This is a genomic window from Nocardioides endophyticus, from assembly GCF_039543845.1.
In the GTDB taxonomy this organism is placed as follows: domain Bacteria; phylum Actinomycetota; class Actinomycetes; order Propionibacteriales; family Nocardioidaceae; genus Nocardioides; species Nocardioides endophyticus.
The window spans coordinates 174336-189075 of record NZ_BAABKN010000009.1; the positions used below are offsets into that span (position 1 = coordinate 174336).

The window sequence follows — 14740 nt, forward strand, 5'->3', positions numbered from 1 at the left end:
GCTGCGGCCTCTCGCCGAGCTCGGCCGCAGCAGTCGCGCGGTCGCCAGCGGCGAGCTCCGGCACGCCGTGGTCGGCGGCGGCCCGCGCGAGGTCACCGAAGGGGGGAGGACGGCGACACGATGCGTCGGCACCTGCTCGACGAGCTCGATGCAACCCGTCGAGCGTCGGAGGCGCTGGTGCTGGGCCGGCCCGCGGTACGCGCGCGGCAGGCGGCGCTCTCGCAGTTGTCGCCGGTCGCCGACGGCATCGAGGTCGGCGCCGTGATCGAGCCGGCTGCGGACCGGTTGTCCTACGTCGACCCCGGCCCGACCGTCTGGTCACCCGGATGCGCTCGGCGGTCCGCGACCACACCGTCTCGCGGCGCGGCGACGTCACTATCCTCGTCGTACGACGGGGGTAGTCGACGCCCCGTTGCAAGGTTCGTGCCGGCCCGCATGGGAACGTAGAACGCATGTCGCTCGAGACGATCGTCAGTGGTGTTGTCTGCGCTCTCGCGCTCGCCATCGGGCTGTGCGCGCCCGCCGGCGCGGCCACCACCACGACGCTGTCGCTGTCGGCTCCGGCGGCCCCGGCCGACGCGACCACGACCCTCACCGTGATTCTCGGCGACGAGACCGGCGCGCCGGTGGTGGGTGCGCGGGTGCTGCTCGAGCGCAGCACGGGCGGCATCTGGCAGGCCGTCGGCACCGTCGTGACCGACGCCGCGGGCCGGGCGAGCGCCGCCCTGGCGGTCTCCCGCATCGCCGACGACAACCGCGTCAGGGCGACGTACGCCGGCGACGCGACCCACCCGCCCGTCGTCCAGGAGGGCAGCCTCCCGATCCAGCTGCGGCAGCCGACGGTCACCCTCGGCGGCCCGTCCAAGGTCGTCGACGAGCGGTCGGCGACCCTCCGCGTCCGGTGGCTCACGGCCGACGGCGAGCCGCTGGCCGGCGACGTACGACTCTTCCGCAAGCGCCCCGGCGCCCGCTGGCAGGCGTACGGCGTCGTCACGACCGACGCGGCAGGCCAGGCGACCCTGGCCGTCACCCCTCGCACGGACACCCGGTGGCAGGCCCGGGCGCCTCAGCTGTCCTGGGTCGCGGCAGGCCGCAGCGGTGTGCTCAGCATCGACAACCGTCCTCCGGGCCGGCCCGTGAAGCTGCCGAAGGGCGCCCCGAAGCCTCGGATCAAGCTGCCCGCCCAGCAGCGCGCCATCGGCGACGGCCCCCACGTGGAGGTCACCTCGATCAGCGACGGGATCTGGCGCCAGATGGTCGGTGTCTCGTGGCACTCGGGCTGCCCGGTCGGTCGCGGCGGACTGCGGATCGTCCGGGTCAACTACTGGGACTACCAGGGCTACCGACGTCGCGGAGAGCTCGTCGCGAGCACCGACGCTGCCGGTGCCATGGGCGCCGCGCTGGCGGAGATGTACCGCCGCGAGCTGCCGATCCGAGCGATGTACCGCGTGGACCGGTTCGGCTGGAGCAAGCGCTCTCGGGGTGGCGACGACTACGCCTCGATGGCGGCAGGCAACACCTCGGCGTTCAACTGCCGCGACGTCACCGGCCGTCCGGGCACCCGGTCGCCGCACTCGTGGGGCCGCTCGCTCGACGTCAACACGTGGGAGAACCCCTACCGTTCGGCGAAGGGCATCGTGCCCAACCGTTGGTGGCAGCCCCGCTCAGATCCCCGCGTCGCCTGGCGCTCCCGCTCCCACGTGGTCGTCCGGGTGATGGCTCGGCACGGCCTGCAGTGGAGCTTCGGCAACGGCGACACCCAGCACTTCGACTACGTCGGAGGCGGCGGCAAGCGCGTGGCCGGTGGGCCGGAGGCCTGCACCCGTTATTGCGACTGATCGTCAGGTGCGCAGCTCGGGATCCGGGTCGTCGTCGGGCGGGGACGCCAGGCCCAGCCGGGACACCAGCACCGGCAGGGTGCCGCCCTTGACGCCAGGGTGACGACGCCGCGCATGCCTGCCCCGACGAGCACGGTGCCTTCCCGCCAGCCCAGCGGGCCGCCGGCGAGGTAGTCGACATCGGCGAGGGTGCGACGGATCCGGGTGCCGAACATCCTGGTGCGGTGCTCGATGTGCTGCTCGAGGCGCTCGGCCTCGTGCTCGTTGCGCGGCTGGCGTTGTGGTCTGCTCCGCACCGGCAGCGTCCCGTCGTCGAGCTGCGTCTGCATCGTGGCGAGCCGGTCGCGGGACGCGAGGCTGCGGTCGGCCCGACGACGCAGCGCGTAGACCAGGGGAGCGACGTACGCCGCCCGGATCAGCACCAGCGACCGACCCGATCCACAGCGCGGACCACAGGTCGCCGTGCTCCTCGCGGACGCCGGAGACCACGCCGTCAGCTCCAGGCCCACGAGCAGGAAGACGCCGCCCTCGAGGAGCAGCTCGACGGTCCGCCAGTGACGCGTTGAGGTGCTCGGCGGGCAGGTAGGCGACGAACGGCACCGCGCACGAGATCGCGGTGTTTGACGGCCGGAGCGCAGCAGGACGAGCGCGGTGGTGTCGTTGAGCAGGCTCTCGCCCTGGAGAACGGTGACCACGCGTGGCGAGACCCCGAGCTACTTCACGATTGTCGTGGCGACCGTGTCGGTGGGGCTGATGATGGCGCCGAGCGCGATGCCGGTCGCGAGGTCGATGCCGGGGACGACGCCGGCGAGGAACGCCTCGACGACCACCGAGCTGACCACGACCAGGACCACCGGGAGCCCGCCGATGAGCACCCACTCCGGGTGATGTCGACCGTCGGGACGCCCGGCACCAGGATCACCGCGACACCGACCACCACCAGCAGCAACGGCGCCGCGACACCGAGCCGCGAGGCGAATGCGGTGACCACCGCGATGCACAGCGCGGCCCCGACTCCGATGAGTGCGATCTCCATGTCGCTAACCTTTCGTGCATGGCGCCAGCGGTCGAGTGTGTGTTCTGCGCGATCGCCGCCGGCGACCTCGCCGCCGACGTGGTGCTGGACGATGACCACGTCGTCGCCTTCCTGGACCGTCGCCCGGTCTTCAAGGGCCACGTGCTGCTCGTGCCGCGCGAGCACATCGTCACGCTGCCCGACCTCCCGGCCGCGCTGCGGGACCCGTTCCTGGCCGCCGGTCAGCGGCTCGCGACCGCCGTCGTCGAGGGACTCGGCGCGCAGGGCAGCTTCGTCGCGATGAACAACGTCGTCAGCCAGTCCGTCGCCCACCTGCACCTGCACGTCGTACCCCGCACCAAGGGCGACGGGCTGCGCGGCTTCTTCTGGCCGCGCACGTCGTACGCCGACGGGGAGGCCGCGGACTACGCCGCCCGCCTCCGAGACGTCCTCGGCTGACCGCATCGCGGATCCCGGGTTTCGGGACGACGGCAGGCGGATAAACGTCCGACCGGGACGAGTACGCGTCCCGATCCTCGGAGGGAACCGTATGCCCATCTCGTCCCGTCGCCTCGTCCCGGCGACACTGCTCGCCCTGCTCGCTTCGCTGCTGCTCGTGGTCCCGGCCCAGGCCGCTGACACTGGCTCGATCTCCGGGATGGTCACGGCCCGTCCGAGCGGGGGGACCGCGGCGCCGTACGCCGGTGCCTCGATCCTCTTCGACCGGCTCCACGAGACAGGCGGCAACGACAACGCCCTCGTCAGGGCAGAGTCGGATTCGACGGGTCACTTCTCGGTCACTGGCGTGCCCGACGGTCGGTACCAGATCCGCACGTACCCGAAGGTGTACGGCGAACTCGGGCAGTACGGCTACGAGTACTACGACGACCGGTGGAGCCCCTACGGCGCGACCGAGGTCGTCGTCAACGGTGGCGCGATCACGCTGTCCCACGCGATCGAGCTCCAGCCGATCGGCAAGGTCGTCGGCACCGTGCGCAACGAGGCGGGCCAGCCGATGCCCGGCGTCTACGTGGGCTTCAGCCAGGGCAACGGGGGCGGCTACAGCACGGTCACCGACGCCCAGGGCCGCTACGACAGCCTGGAAGGGGAGTGGTCGGGCAACCTGATCCCCGGCGACTACGTCGCCGAGGCGGGCACGAGCGGCTACGAAGCCGACGACCCGCAGTACTACTACGACACCCACCCGGTGACCGTGCGTCCAGGCGTCGCCACCGTCCAGGACATCACCATGCGCGAGCGGCCGCGCGTGGTGTTCACGGTGCTCGACACGGACGGCGAGCCCCTGGCCAACGCCCCGCTTCTCTTCAAGGTCCGCACCAACGGCGGTGCCTGGGACTGGCCTCAGTACGGGCCGAACGCGACCGACGCCCAGGGTCGCTACCGGTTCATCAACAACTTCGACGAGTTCAAGATCCAGTTCGGGCTGCCCGCCGGGTACCAGGGCACTGGCGTGCCGGAGTACTGGGAGGACGCGTACACGTTCGACGACGCCAAGGTGCTCTCGTTCCCCAACGGAGTGGCGAAGAGCCGCAGCTACACTGTGCGACTCACCACCGGCCGGACGTACGTGAGCCAGGCCGCCAGTGGCAAGCGCCTGACTGCGGATCCGGGCTCCTGGGGATCGGAAGTCACCGACCGGGCCTACCAGTGGCTCGCCAACGACGCCGCGATCCCGGGAGCGACGCAGCCGACGTACGTCGTCACCAACAAGGTCGCCGGCAAGCGGATCAGCGTCCGGATCGCCGGCACCCTCCCCAACGGGGACCGCGTCAGCACGACCTCGACGGTCACGGAGCGAGCGGTCGGCAAGCTGACGAGCCACCGGCCGAAGATCAAGGGCAAGCTCCGCCTCGGCAAAAAGCTGGTGGCCTCGGTCAAGGCATGGTCGCCGGCCCGCGTGAAGCTGGCCTTCCAGTGGTTGCGTGACGGCAAGCCGGTCAAGAAGCGCACCGCGCGCAGCTACCGGCTCGGCAAGGCCGACGTCGGGCACAAGATCAGCGTGCGGGTCGTCGGCCGCAAGGCGTCGTACGCCACGGCCACGGTCAAGAGCCCGGCCACCGCCAAGGTGCGTAGATGACCTCCCCGGAGGAAGGCCCTCGAGCCGCTGCCCTACTGTGGCAGGGAACCAGCCACTGACATTGGAGGAGCAGCAGCGATGGGTCGTTTCAACGGACGGGTTGCGGTCGTCACCGGAGCAGCACGCGGCATCGGGTTCGGCACCGCGACGCGGTTCGCCGAGGAGGGCGCGTCCGTCGCGATCCTCGATCTCGACGAGTCCAGCGCTGCCGAGGCAGCGGCCAAGCTGCCGGTTGCCGACGGCGCGAAGGCCGTCGGCATCGGCGCCGACGTGAGCGACACCGAGTCCGCCAACGCGGCGATCGAGCGGGTCGTGGCCGAGCTCGGCGGGATCCACATCCTCGTCAACAACGCCGGCGTCACCCGCGACAACCTGCTGTTCAAGATGACCGACGACGACTGGGACCTGGTCATGAACGTGCACCTGCGCGGTGCGTTCCTGATGACCCGGGCCGCCCAGAAGCACTTCGTCGCCCAGAAGTACGGGAAGATCGTCAACCTCTCGAGCGTGTCTGCCCTCGGCAACCGCGGCCAGGCCAACTACTCGGCCGCCAAGATGGGCATCCAGGGCTTCACCCGGACCCTCGGCATCGAGTTGGGCCGGTACGGCGTCAACGCCAACGCGATCGCCCCCGGCTTCATCGCCACCGAGATGACCGACGCCACGGCCGCCCGGGTCGGCGTCAGCGTCGAGGACTTCCGCGCCGCCGCGGCCGAGGCCAACCCGGTCAAGCGGGTGGGCTACCCCGAGGACATCGCGGCCGCCGCGGCGTTCCTCTGCAGCGACGAGGCGTCGTACATCACCGGCCAGACGCTGTACGTCGACGGCGGCGCCAAGCTCGGCTAGGCGACCACCGCCCCGGCGATATGTGGGCGCGCCTCCCCACGGGGTACGGTCGCGCCTGCACACTTGAAGTCGAGCAAGTCACAAGAGTTTCACGGATCGGAGCGCCATCGTGCGTCGTGCCCCACTGACCATCATCTCCCTCCTGACGGCAACCGGCCTGCTGCTGGCCGGCTGCGGCGGGGGAGACGACTCCGCCGACAAGCCGAAGGCCGCCTCGCAGGAGGTCGCCGCCAGCGAGGAGATCGCGTCCACGTGGCCGCTGACCGGCCTCCCGGTCGAAGGCGACGAGGACGTCGCGAAGACCCACCCCGTGCTGGTCACCAAGATCGACAACACGTACTCCAGCTCTCCGCAGCTCGGCCTCGGCCAGGCGGACCTGGTCGTCGAGGAGCTGGTCGAGGGCGGCCTCACCCGGCTGGCGGCGTTCTTCTACTCGCAACTGCCGGCCAAGGTCGGACCGGTCCGGTCGATGCGCGCCAGCGACATCGGCATCGTCTCGCCGGCCGACGCCTCGGTCGTGACCAGTGGCGCCGCGGGCCGCACGATCGCCCGGATCAAGGGCGCCGGCATCCAGTTCTTCCAGGAGGGTGCGCCGGGCCTCTCGCGCGACACCAGCCGGAGCGCGCCGTACAACGTCTTCGCCGACCTGACCACGGTCGCCAAGACGGCCGAGGACGACGCAGCTCGCCCCGACGACTACCTGCCGTGGGGCGACGAGAAGGACTTCCCGGGCGGGCAGAAGGCCACCAAGATCGCGGCCAGCTTCGGCGGTGGCCACACCACGAACTGGACGTACGACGGCAAGGGCTACGTCAACGAGAACACGTACGCCGCCGCCGGTGACCACTTCCCGGCCGACACCGTGCTGGTGCTGCGCGTGCAGGTCGGCGACGCCGGCTACCTCGACCCGGCGGGCAACCCGGTGCCGGAGACCAAGTTCACCGGCAAGGGTCAGGCCATGGTCTTCCACGGCGGCAAGCTGGTCCGCGGCACCTGGTCGAAGTCCGACCTCAAGGCGCCGATCAAGCTGTCGACCAAGGCGGGCGACCTGACGGTGCCCGCGGGTCACACCTGGGTCGAGCTGGTCCCGGCCGCGAACGGCAACGTGACCTTCACCAAGCGGTAGGGCTCAGCGGTAGGGCTCAGACCTCTTCGGGGAGCTCGCTGGCGGGCAGCTCCACGCCGCTCTCGGCGAGGACGCGGAAGCCCGCCAGGATGAACGTGATCGCGGTCTCGACGTTCGCCGCGGCCACGATCGGGTCGGGCGCGCTCGAGACCGACTCGCCGGCCGAGGACATCGCACCGAAGAAGATCCGCGCGAAGGTCTGCTGCAGGTCCTCGTCGAGCTCCCACTCGCCGGCCTCGAGGACCGAGCGCACGATCTCGAGGACGTTCGCGAAGGTCGAGCGCTCCTCCTGCTCGCGGTAGCGCTCGTAGCCCAGGACAGCCGGGCCCTCCTGGATCACGATCCGCCGGTAGCGCGCCTCCTGGACGACCGTCAGGAACGCCCGAAGTCCGGCAGTGGCCTTCTCCCAGGGGTCGCGGTGGCCCTTGAGCGCATCCTGGATGGCGCGCGAGGCATCGTCCTCGACCCGCTCGAAGACGGACTCGAAGAGCGCCTGCTTGCCGCTGAAGTGGTGGTAGAGCGCGCCCTTGGTGACGTCGGCGCCGGCGACGATCGAGTCGAGCGACGTCGAGGCGTAGCCGTTCTCGGTGAAGAGCTCCTCGGCCACGTCGACCAGCGCGCGCTTGGTCGAGGCGGAGTACTGCTGTCGACGGGTCGCGCCGGGCACGCGGGGGACGAGCTTGGAGACCGAGGACTTGCTCATGGTCACGGGAGCCTAATACCTACCGTCGGTATGCGTGACTCGGATCACCGACCGGGAAGGTTGCCTACCGTCGTCGCGCCTACATACCGTGGGTACGTACTTCGAGTATGCCCCAGTCGGGGTGCACCGTCCGTCCTGAAGGAGAGGCACCATGACCTGGACGTCCTTCCACCGCCGCGGCGAGATCCTCCGCGACGTCATCGCCAGCGCCAACCGCCGCCGTGACGGTCGCCTTCCCGTGGACCTGCCCGGGGTTGCCGAGACGTTTGGCGACGAGCTCACCCTGCTCGGCGCCCTGCAGCTGCGTTGGCACACCCGCCTGGCCGGCCAGATCGAGCGCGAGCTCATGGCCGAGCCCCTGGAGCTCGAGGACGCCGTCGTCGCCGCGTGGCACACGGCCGCCGACGAGCTCCCCGGAGTCCGCGCGATCCTCGACCGCGAGCGAACCGCCCCCAGCACTCCCGCGATCTCCGACGCGATGGCCAAGGCCACCGCCAAGGAGCACCTCCTGCTCGCGATGATGGCCGGCCGGGTCAGCACGCCCGACGACGCCGCCGCCCGGGTGGGAGCCGGGATCGAGGACCGTGCCCGGGCGACGTACCGTCCCGCACCGGCCGCCACCCCTGCGCCCCATGGCCTGCTCGGCCGCCTCAAGGCCGTGATCGCCGCCTGACGTAGTCCCCGTCCGTCTCCGGACCTGATTCCGGGCATGATGGAGCCATGAGTCAGGCGGTTGCCGGGATGCTGCTGGTGGCTTCGCCTGCGCTGTTGGACCCCAACTTCGCCGACTCGGTCGTGCTGCTCCTCGACGTGGATGACAACGGCGCCCTCGGCGTCGTCCTCAACCGCCCGTCGGGTGTGCCCGTCAACGCGGTGCTGGAGGGTTGGGCCGACGTCGTCGCCGAGCCCGACGTGCTCTTCCAGGGTGGGCCCGTCGGCGCCGACGGCGCCCTGGCGGTCGCACTTCTGCGCGACCCCGAGGACGTGCCGGTGGGCTTTCGTGCGGTCAACGGCCGGCTCGGCCTGGTCGACCTGGACGCCCCGGTCGAGCTGCTCGAGGGCAGCCTCGCCGGACTGCGGATCTTCGCCGGGTACGCCGGGTGGGGCGCCGAGCAGCTCGACGGCGAGATCGAGGAGGGCAGCTGGTACGTCGTACCGGGGGAGACCTGGGACGCGTTCCGCCCCGACACGACCGGCCTGTGGCGCGAGGTGCTGCGTCGACAGCCCGGCGAGATGGCCTGGCACTCGACCCGCCCGGCCGACCCCGAGCTCAACTGATCCTCCACAGCCGCGGCGCCGACGCGGCGGATCGCCTGGCACCTGGATTACAGTGGGGCCGTGACCAGCATCGGCTTCTCGACAGACACGGACGTCCGGGAGGACCGCCGTACCGTCCCCACCGATGAGGGCGACCACGAGCGGTTCTCGCACTACGTGGAGAAGGACAAGCTCACCGAGGCCATGGTGATGGGGACTCCCGTCGTGGCCCTGTGCGGCAAGGTGTGGGTGCCGAGCCGGGCTCCCGAGAAGTTCCCGGTCTGCCCCGAGTGCAAGGACGCCTGGGAGCAGCTCAACGACGACGCGGGCTCGAAGGAGTGACGGGTCGGCCCACCGACTCCCTGCCCATCGCGACTCTTGGATCGAGCCTTGGCCCGGCCTGGCCGGAGCGCGCGGCCTGGGGTACGGCGCCCTCGCTGCGTGCCTGGCAGTCGGCGGCGATGCGGCAGTACTTCGACGACCAGCCGCGCGACTTCCTCGCCGTGGCGACGCCGGGCGCAGGCAAGACGACGTTCGCGCTCTCCGTCGCGGCCGAGCTGCTCGGTCGCCGGATCGTCGACCGGATCACCGTGGTGGCGCCGACCGAGCACCTCAAGCTCCAGTGGGCCGAGGCGGCCGCGCGCGCCGGCATCCCGATCGACCCGACGTACTCAGCGGGCAAGGGCAAGACCTCGCAGGACTTCGTCGGCATCGCCGTGACGTACGCCGGAGTGGCGGTCAACCCGCTGGCGATGCGGATCCGCACCGAGCGGTTCAAGACGCTGGTGATCCTCGACGAGGTGCACCATGCCGGTGACGCGCTGTCGTGGGGCGAGGGCGTGCGCGAGGCGTTCGAGCCGGCCGCCCGCCGGCTCGCGCTGACCGGTACGCCGTTCCGCTCCGACATCAACCCGATCCCGTTCGTCACCTACGCCCCCGGCAACGACGGGGTGCCGCGGTCGGTCGCCGACTACACCTACGGCTACGCGCACGCGCTGGCCGACCACGTCGTCCGGCCGGTGCTCTTCATGGCCTACTCCGGCGAGATGACGTGGCGCACTCGCGCGGGCGACGAGATCGCCGCCCGGCTCGGCGAGCCGCTCACCAAGGACCTGACCGCGCAGGCGCTGCGTACCGCGCTCGACCCATCCGGCTCCTGGATCCCGTCGGTGCTGGCGGCCGCGGACAGCCGGCTCACCGAGGTGCGCCGTCACGTCCCCGACGCCGGCGGCCTGGTGATCGCCTCCGACCAGGACAACGCGCGTGCGTACGCCAAGATCTTGCGCCAGATCACGGGGGAGCCGGCGACCGTCGTGCTCTCCGACGAGAAAGCGTCGTCGAAGAAGATCACCGAGTTCACCGACAGCGACCGGCGCTGGATGGTCGCCGTACGCATGGTGTCCGAGGGCGTCGACGTCCCGCGGCTCGCCGTCGGTGTCTACGCGACCCGGACCTCGACCCCCCTCTTCTTCGCCCAGGCCGTCGGCCGCTTCGTCCGCGCGCGGACCCGGGGCGAGACTGCGTCGGTCTTCCTGCCGTCGGTGCCGTCGCTGTTGGGCTTCGCCTCCGAGATGGAGGTCGAGCGCGACCACGTGCTCCGCCGCAAGGTGAACGACGAGGGCGACATCTTCGCCGCCGAGAACGAGCTGATGGCCGAGGCGAACGCCGGCGAGGGTGCGTCCGACGAGCTCGAGATGTCGTTCGAGGCGCTGGGCTCCGAGGCGCGCTTCGACCGGGTGCTCTTCGATGGCGGCGAGTTCGGCCACGCGGGGGAGGTGCACGTCGGCTCGGAGGAGGAGATGGACTTCCTCGGCATCCCGGGCCTTCTCGAGCCCGGCCAGATGCGCGAGCTGCTGCAGCAGCGGCAGAGCGACCGGGCCAAGAAGCAGAGGGCCGCACCCAAGCAGGAGTCCGGGCACGGCGCGGACTCGGTCGCCGAGGTCAGCACGCACGAGCAGCTGGCCGTCCTGCGCCGCGAGCTCAACGGGCTGGTCGCGGCCTGGCACCACCGCACCGGCCAGGCCCACGGCATCACCCACGCGGCCCTCCGCAAGGAGTGCGGCGGGCCCGCCGCGGCGGTCGCCACCGCCGACCAGCTGCACGCGCGGATCGACCGGCTCCGTGACTGGGCCACCCGCAAGTCGTCCTGACACTCCCTAGACTCCCGAACGTGCCGGCCGAGATCTCCCAGACGCTGGACCGCGGGTTGCGAGTCCTCGACGTGCTCGCGGCGACGCCTGACGGGCTGACGATGACCGAGCTGGCAGCCCGGATGGAGGTCAACCGGACGATCGTGCACCGGCTGGTGGCCACTCTCGAGGCCCGTGCGCTGGTGCGCCGGGATGCGGGCGGCCGGCTGCGGGTCGGACTGGGCGTCCTTCGGCTCGGCGCCGCCGTACAGCCCGTGTTGCGCGAGCTCGCCGTACCCCTGCTGCGCGAGCTCGCCGAGGCCGTCGGCTGCACGGCTCATCTGACCGTCGCTGACGGTGAGGAGGCGCTCGCGCTCGCCGTGGTCGAGCCCTCCTGGACCGACTTCCACGTCGGCTACCGGGTCGGCTCGCGGCACCCGCTCGGTCAGGGCGCCGCGGGCAAGGCGATCCTGCTCGGCCGCACCGGCGACCCGACGCCGTACGTGCTCACCGTCGGCGAGCTGCAGTCCGGCGCTCGAGGCCTGGCGGCTCCGGTGCGCGGCGTACCCGGTCTCGAGGCGAGCGTCGGCATCGTCACCGTCGATCCCGCCCTCGATGCCGCCGCGGTCGGACCGCAGGTCGAGCGAGCTGCTGCGGAGCTCAGCCAGCGGCTGAGCTGACTCCCGGCCCGCGGAGCTCCTCGCCGCATGCGGAGTGGTCGTCCGCCATCCGTTCGGACAGCTCGGGTGCCGTCAGCTGGACGATGGCCCGCGCGCTCCGGCCGAGCGCGGACAGCTCCTCCGGCGGCAGCAGGTCGACGACCAGGCGGCGGGCCTCGCGGGCGTGGCCGGGCGCCGACTCCTCGAGCTTGCGTCGTCCGGCGTCGGTCAGGTGAGCAGCCGTGCGTAGGCCCGCCTCCGCGCAGGAGCGCCGGTCGACCCAGCCTGCCCCTTCCAGGCGGGAGACGGCATGGGAGAGCCGGGAGCGCGAGCCGCGCGACAGCACGGCCAGCTCGCTCATCGGCAAGGCGCCGTTCGGGGCCTCGGACAGGGCAGCGAGCACGTGGTACTCGAACATGTTCAGCCCGGTGTCGCGCTTGAGCTGGACGTCGAGCGCCGCCGGCAGCGTCATCAGCAGGCCGACGAGTGCCTTCCAGTCACGCAGCTGGTCGTCGTCCAGCCACGGCACGTCCGCGGTCGGCTGCGTGGGATCGGTCACCCGTCCAGGGTAGCGACTTGAACATTCAACTCAACCGCCGTACCGTCGCGTTGAACATTCAACCCCAGCCTTCAGGAGAATCTCGTGACCCTGCTCCGCATCGACGCCACCATCCAGGGGCCGGCCTCTGCCAGTGCCGCGCTCGCCGACCTGGTGCTCGACGAGTTCCGCACCGTGCGCCCCGACGTGCCCGTTGTGAACCGTCACCTCGCGATCGACCCGCTGCCGTCCGACGCGTGGGCCAACGCGATCCACGGCTCCTTCACCCCCGAGGAGCAGCGGACGGCCGCACAGGTCGAGGCGCTCGCCCTCGCTGCCGGCCTTGCCGACGAGCTCCAGGCCGCCGACGTCGTGGTGCTCGCCCTGCCGTTCTACAACTTCGGCGTCTCGCAGCACGCCAAGACTTGGTTCGACCTCGTGCTCGCGGGCGCTCCGCACGGCACCCGGCTGCTCGAGGGCAAGCAGGTCGTCCTCGTCACCACCCGCGGCGGCGCGTACGGCGAGGGCACGCCGCGCGAGGGCTGGGACCACAACACGGACTACCTGCGCCGGATCCTGGTCGACGTCTGGGGCGCCGACCTGACGCTCGTCGAGCGCGAGTTCACCATGGTCGGCGTCAACCCGGCCCTGGACGAGTTCACCGAGCTGGCCGCGCTGTTGAAGAAGGAGGCCGAGGAGGCCGCCGTCGTCGCCGGCCGCGAGCTGGCTACTCGCTGAGGCCGACCCGCGCCAGCGGCCGGACCCGGTAGGGGACCTGGGTCGCGAGCGCGATCACCGTCGACGAGCGGACGATGCGCGCGTCGTCGAGCACGCCGTCGATGACGCGCTGGAGGTCGGCGTTCGAGCGGGCGACCACTCGGACCCACAGGTCGCCGGCGCCGGTGATCGTGTGGGCCTCCAGCACCTCGGGGATCTGCTCGAGGTGCTGGGCGACCGCGTCGTGGCCGCCGCTGCTCGTCTCCTGCCTGATCTCGAGGGTGAGGAACGCCGTCACCGGGTAGCCCAGCGCCTCGGGGGAGAGGTCGGGTCCCCAGCCGGTGATCACGCCGGTCGCCGCGAGCTTGTCGAGCCGGGCCTGGACCGTCCCGCGCGCGACGCCGAGCCGCCGGGAGGCCTCGAGGACGCCCACGCGGGGGTCGTCGGCGAACAGGTCGATCAATCTGCCGTCGAGATCGTCCATGATCGCCTCCGTTGCTGGACAAGGTGCGCAGTGTTTCGGCTCACCATTGCACACTCTGCGCTATCCGGGCAGGCTCCGGCCTATGACGACCCACGCGCTGACCGCTGACGAGCTCAAGGCCGACCTCACGCTGGAGCAGCTCCAGCAGCTGGTCGGGCTGGTGGAGTACGACGAGGAGGGCGACGTCTTCCCGGTCACCGGGTGGGACGCGATCGTCTTCGTCGTCGGCAACGCGACCCAGGCGGCCCACTACTACCAGTCTGCGTGGGGCATGGAGCTGGCCGCCTACTCCGGCCCCGAGAACGGTAACCGCGATCACAAGTCGTTCGTGCTGCGCTCGGGCTCGATCAAGTTCGTGCTCAACGGCGCCGTCGACCCGGACAGCCCGCTCGCCGACCACCACCGCCGCCACGGCGACGGCGTCGTCGACATCGCCCTGGAGGTGCCCGACGTCGACCGCTGCATCGCCCAGGCCCGCAAGGCCGGTGCGCGCGTCGTACGCGAGCCGGAGGACGTCACCGACGAGCGCGGCACCGTGCGGATCGCCGCGATCGCGACCTACGGCGAGACCATCCACACCCTCGTCGACCGGAGCCGGTACGACGGTCCGTACCTCCCCGGCTACGTCGCGAAGTCGTCGACGTGGGAGAAGCCGGCGGGCCAGCCGAAGCGGCTCTTCCAGGCCCTCGACCACATCGTCGGCAACGTCGAGCTCGGCCACATGGACGAGTGGGTCGACTTCTACAACCGGGTGATGGGCTTCGTGAACATGGCGGAGTTCATCGGCGACGACATCGCCACCGACTACTCGGCCCTGATGAGCAAGGTGGTCGCCAACGGCAATCACCGGGTGAAGTTCCCGCTCAACGAGCCGGCGATCGCGAAGAAGAAGTCGCAGATCGACGAGTACCTCGAGTTCTACCGTGGCGCCGGCGCCCAGCACCTCGCGGTCGCGACCAACGACATCCTCGCCTCGGTCGACGCGCTGCGCGCCAACGGTGTCGAGTTCCTCGCGACGCCCGACTCCTACTACGAGGACCCCGAGCTGCGGACCCGGATCGGCAACGTGCGCGTGCCGATCGAGGAGCTGCAGAAGCGGGCGATCCTGGTCGACCGCGACGAGGACGGCTACCTGCTGCAGATCTTCACCAAGCCGCTGGGCGACCGGCCGACGGTCTTCTTCGAGCTGATCGAGCGGCACGGCTCGCTCGGGTTCGGCAAGGGCAACTTCAGGGCGCTCTTCGAGGCCATCGAGCGCGAGCAGGACGCCCGCGGGAATCTGTGAGTCGTGAGTCTGAACGGGCGCCCCGGCGCCCGCTCAGACTCACGA

The 14740-nt window shown here is 71.1% G+C and carries 18 protein-coding genes; 13 read left to right on the forward strand and 5 right to left on the reverse strand.

The features are described from left to right. Nucleotides 1–120: 120 nt before the first annotated feature. Both ABEA33_RS06760 and ABEA33_RS06765 read left to right on the forward strand, forming a co-directional pair. Nucleotides 121–447, forward strand: coding sequence for a hypothetical protein (locus ABEA33_RS06760; RefSeq protein ID WP_345525958.1), 327 nt, complete (start codon nt 121–123; stop codon nt 445–447). A gap of 5 nt (nt 448–452) precedes the next feature. Further along, nucleotides 453–1838: a M15 family metallopeptidase gene (locus ABEA33_RS06765; protein ID WP_345525960.1), complete on the forward strand. Its 1386-nt coding sequence runs from the start codon at nt 453–455 to the stop codon at nt 1836–1838. On the opposite strand, the gene ABEA33_RS06770 is transcribed toward ABEA33_RS06765, so the two are convergent. Further along, nucleotides 1826–2533, reverse strand: a complete 708-nt coding sequence (locus ABEA33_RS06770) for a hypothetical protein (RefSeq protein ID WP_345525962.1) — start codon at nt 2531–2533, stop codon at nt 1826–1828. The genes ABEA33_RS06765 and ABEA33_RS06770 overlap by 13 nt on opposite strands. Nucleotides 2534–2551: 18 nt before the next feature. Further along, the gene (locus ABEA33_RS06775) at nt 2552–2713 is read right to left on the reverse strand and encodes a hypothetical protein (RefSeq protein WP_345525963.1); all 162 of its coding nucleotides are present in this window, start codon (nt 2711–2713) and stop codon (nt 2552–2554) included. A gap of 179 nt (nt 2714–2892) precedes the next feature. Here ABEA33_RS06775 and ABEA33_RS06780 point away from each other — a divergent pair, with 179 nt between their 5' ends. The 4 genes from ABEA33_RS06780 to ABEA33_RS06795 all read left to right on the forward strand — a co-directional run bounded on the left by ABEA33_RS06780 (nt 2893) and on the right by ABEA33_RS06795 (nt 6923). Next, the gene (locus ABEA33_RS06780; RefSeq protein ID WP_345525964.1) at nt 2893–3312 is read left to right on the forward strand and encodes an HIT family protein; all 420 of its coding nucleotides are present in this window, start codon (nt 2893–2895) and stop codon (nt 3310–3312) included. Between the two features lie 91 nt (nt 3313–3403). Continuing rightward, nucleotides 3404–4951 carry a hypothetical protein gene (locus tag ABEA33_RS06785; protein ID WP_345525965.1) on the forward strand — a complete coding sequence of 516 codons (1548 nt, stop codon included), beginning with the start codon at nt 3404–3406 and terminating at the stop codon, nt 4949–4951. A gap of 78 nt (nt 4952–5029) precedes the next feature. Further along, nucleotides 5030–5797: an SDR family NAD(P)-dependent oxidoreductase gene (locus ABEA33_RS06790; protein ID WP_345525966.1), complete on the forward strand. Its 768-nt coding sequence runs from the start codon at nt 5030–5032 to the stop codon at nt 5795–5797. 109 nt (nt 5798–5906) lie between these two features. Continuing rightward, nucleotides 5907–6923 (forward strand): DUF3048 domain-containing protein, encoded by a 1017-nt coding sequence (locus ABEA33_RS06795; protein WP_345525967.1) that lies wholly within the window; start codon nt 5907–5909, stop codon nt 6921–6923. 16 nt (nt 6924–6939) lie between these two features. Here ABEA33_RS06795 and ABEA33_RS06800 read toward each other — a convergent pair whose 3' ends face one another. Next, nucleotides 6940–7626 (reverse strand): TetR/AcrR family transcriptional regulator, encoded by a 687-nt coding sequence (locus tag ABEA33_RS06800; RefSeq protein ID WP_345525968.1) that lies wholly within the window; start codon nt 7624–7626, stop codon nt 6940–6942. A gap of 151 nt (nt 7627–7777) precedes the next feature. On the opposite strand from ABEA33_RS06800, the gene ABEA33_RS06805 reads away from it, so the two are divergent. From ABEA33_RS06805 to ABEA33_RS06825, 5 genes are all read left to right on the forward strand, one after another. Next, nucleotides 7778–8299, forward strand: coding sequence for a hypothetical protein (locus ABEA33_RS06805; RefSeq protein WP_345525969.1), 522 nt, complete (start codon nt 7778–7780; stop codon nt 8297–8299). Between the two features lie 47 nt (nt 8300–8346). Continuing rightward, nucleotides 8347–8904, forward strand: a complete 558-nt coding sequence (locus ABEA33_RS06810) for a YqgE/AlgH family protein (RefSeq protein WP_345525970.1) — start codon at nt 8347–8349, stop codon at nt 8902–8904. Nucleotides 8905–8973: 69 nt separating this feature from the next. After that, complete coding sequence (locus ABEA33_RS06815) at nt 8974–9225, forward strand: DUF3039 domain-containing protein (RefSeq protein WP_345526294.1); 252 nt, start codon at nt 8974–8976, stop codon at nt 9223–9225. Next, complete coding sequence (locus ABEA33_RS06820; protein WP_425577351.1) at nt 9222–11033, forward strand: DEAD/DEAH box helicase; 1812 nt, start codon at nt 9222–9224, stop codon at nt 11031–11033. The genes ABEA33_RS06815 and ABEA33_RS06820 overlap by 4 nt, the downstream gene beginning before the upstream one ends. Nucleotides 11034–11053: 20 nt before the next feature. Next, complete coding sequence (locus ABEA33_RS06825) at nt 11054–11692, forward strand: IclR family transcriptional regulator (RefSeq protein ID WP_345525971.1); 639 nt, start codon at nt 11054–11056, stop codon at nt 11690–11692. Here the strand turns inward: ABEA33_RS06825 and ABEA33_RS06830 are convergent. After that, the gene (locus ABEA33_RS06830; protein WP_345525972.1) at nt 11673–12230 is read right to left on the reverse strand and encodes a MarR family winged helix-turn-helix transcriptional regulator; all 558 of its coding nucleotides are present in this window, start codon (nt 12228–12230) and stop codon (nt 11673–11675) included. The genes ABEA33_RS06825 and ABEA33_RS06830 overlap by 20 nt on opposite strands. A gap of 84 nt (nt 12231–12314) precedes the next feature. Between ABEA33_RS06830 and ABEA33_RS06835 the strand changes: the two genes are divergently transcribed. Beyond that, complete coding sequence (locus ABEA33_RS06835) at nt 12315–12947, forward strand: FMN-dependent NADH-azoreductase (RefSeq protein WP_345525973.1); 633 nt, start codon at nt 12315–12317, stop codon at nt 12945–12947. Here ABEA33_RS06835 and ABEA33_RS06840 read toward each other — a convergent pair. Then, the gene (locus ABEA33_RS06840) at nt 12937–13410 is read right to left on the reverse strand and encodes an Lrp/AsnC family transcriptional regulator (protein WP_345525974.1); all 474 of its coding nucleotides are present in this window, start codon (nt 13408–13410) and stop codon (nt 12937–12939) included. The genes ABEA33_RS06835 and ABEA33_RS06840 overlap by 11 nt on opposite strands. 82 nt (nt 13411–13492) lie before the next feature. Here ABEA33_RS06840 and hppD point away from each other — a divergent pair, with 82 nt between their 5' ends. Next, complete coding sequence (hppD, locus tag ABEA33_RS06845; RefSeq protein WP_345525975.1) at nt 13493–14695, forward strand: 4-hydroxyphenylpyruvate dioxygenase; 1203 nt, start codon at nt 13493–13495, stop codon at nt 14693–14695. The last annotated feature ends 45 nt before the right edge of the window (nt 14696–14740 follow it).

Excerpts from the sequence above, each read along its gene's own strand:
- ABEA33_RS06765 (WP_345525960.1), top strand. The coding sequence starts at position 453 with ATGTCGCTCGAGACGATCGTCAGTGGTGTTGTCTGCGCTCTCGCGCTC.
- hppD (WP_345525975.1), top strand. The coding sequence starts at position 13,493 with ATGACGACCCACGCGCTGACCGCTGACGAGCTCAAGGCCGACCTCACG.
- ABEA33_RS06785 (WP_345525965.1), top strand. The coding sequence starts at position 3,404 with ATGCCCATCTCGTCCCGTCGCCTCGTCCCGGCGACACTGCTCGCCCTG.
- ABEA33_RS06780 (WP_345525964.1), top strand. The coding sequence starts at position 2,893 with ATGGCGCCAGCGGTCGAGTGTGTGTTCTGCGCGATCGCCGCCGGCGAC.
- ABEA33_RS06760 (WP_345525958.1), top strand. The coding sequence starts at position 121 with ATGCGTCGGCACCTGCTCGACGAGCTCGATGCAACCCGTCGAGCGTCG.
- ABEA33_RS06805 (WP_345525969.1), top strand. The coding sequence starts at position 7,778 with ATGACCTGGACGTCCTTCCACCGCCGCGGCGAGATCCTCCGCGACGTC.
- ABEA33_RS06790 (WP_345525966.1), top strand. The coding sequence starts at position 5,030 with ATGGGTCGTTTCAACGGACGGGTTGCGGTCGTCACCGGAGCAGCACGC.
- ABEA33_RS06810 (WP_345525970.1), top strand. The coding sequence starts at position 8,347 with ATGAGTCAGGCGGTTGCCGGGATGCTGCTGGTGGCTTCGCCTGCGCTG.
- ABEA33_RS06800 (WP_345525968.1), bottom strand. The coding sequence starts at position 7,626 with ATGAGCAAGTCCTCGGTCTCCAAGCTCGTCCCCCGCGTGCCCGGCGCG.
- ABEA33_RS06840 (WP_345525974.1), bottom strand. The coding sequence starts at position 13,410 with ATGGACGATCTCGACGGCAGATTGATCGACCTGTTCGCCGACGACCCC.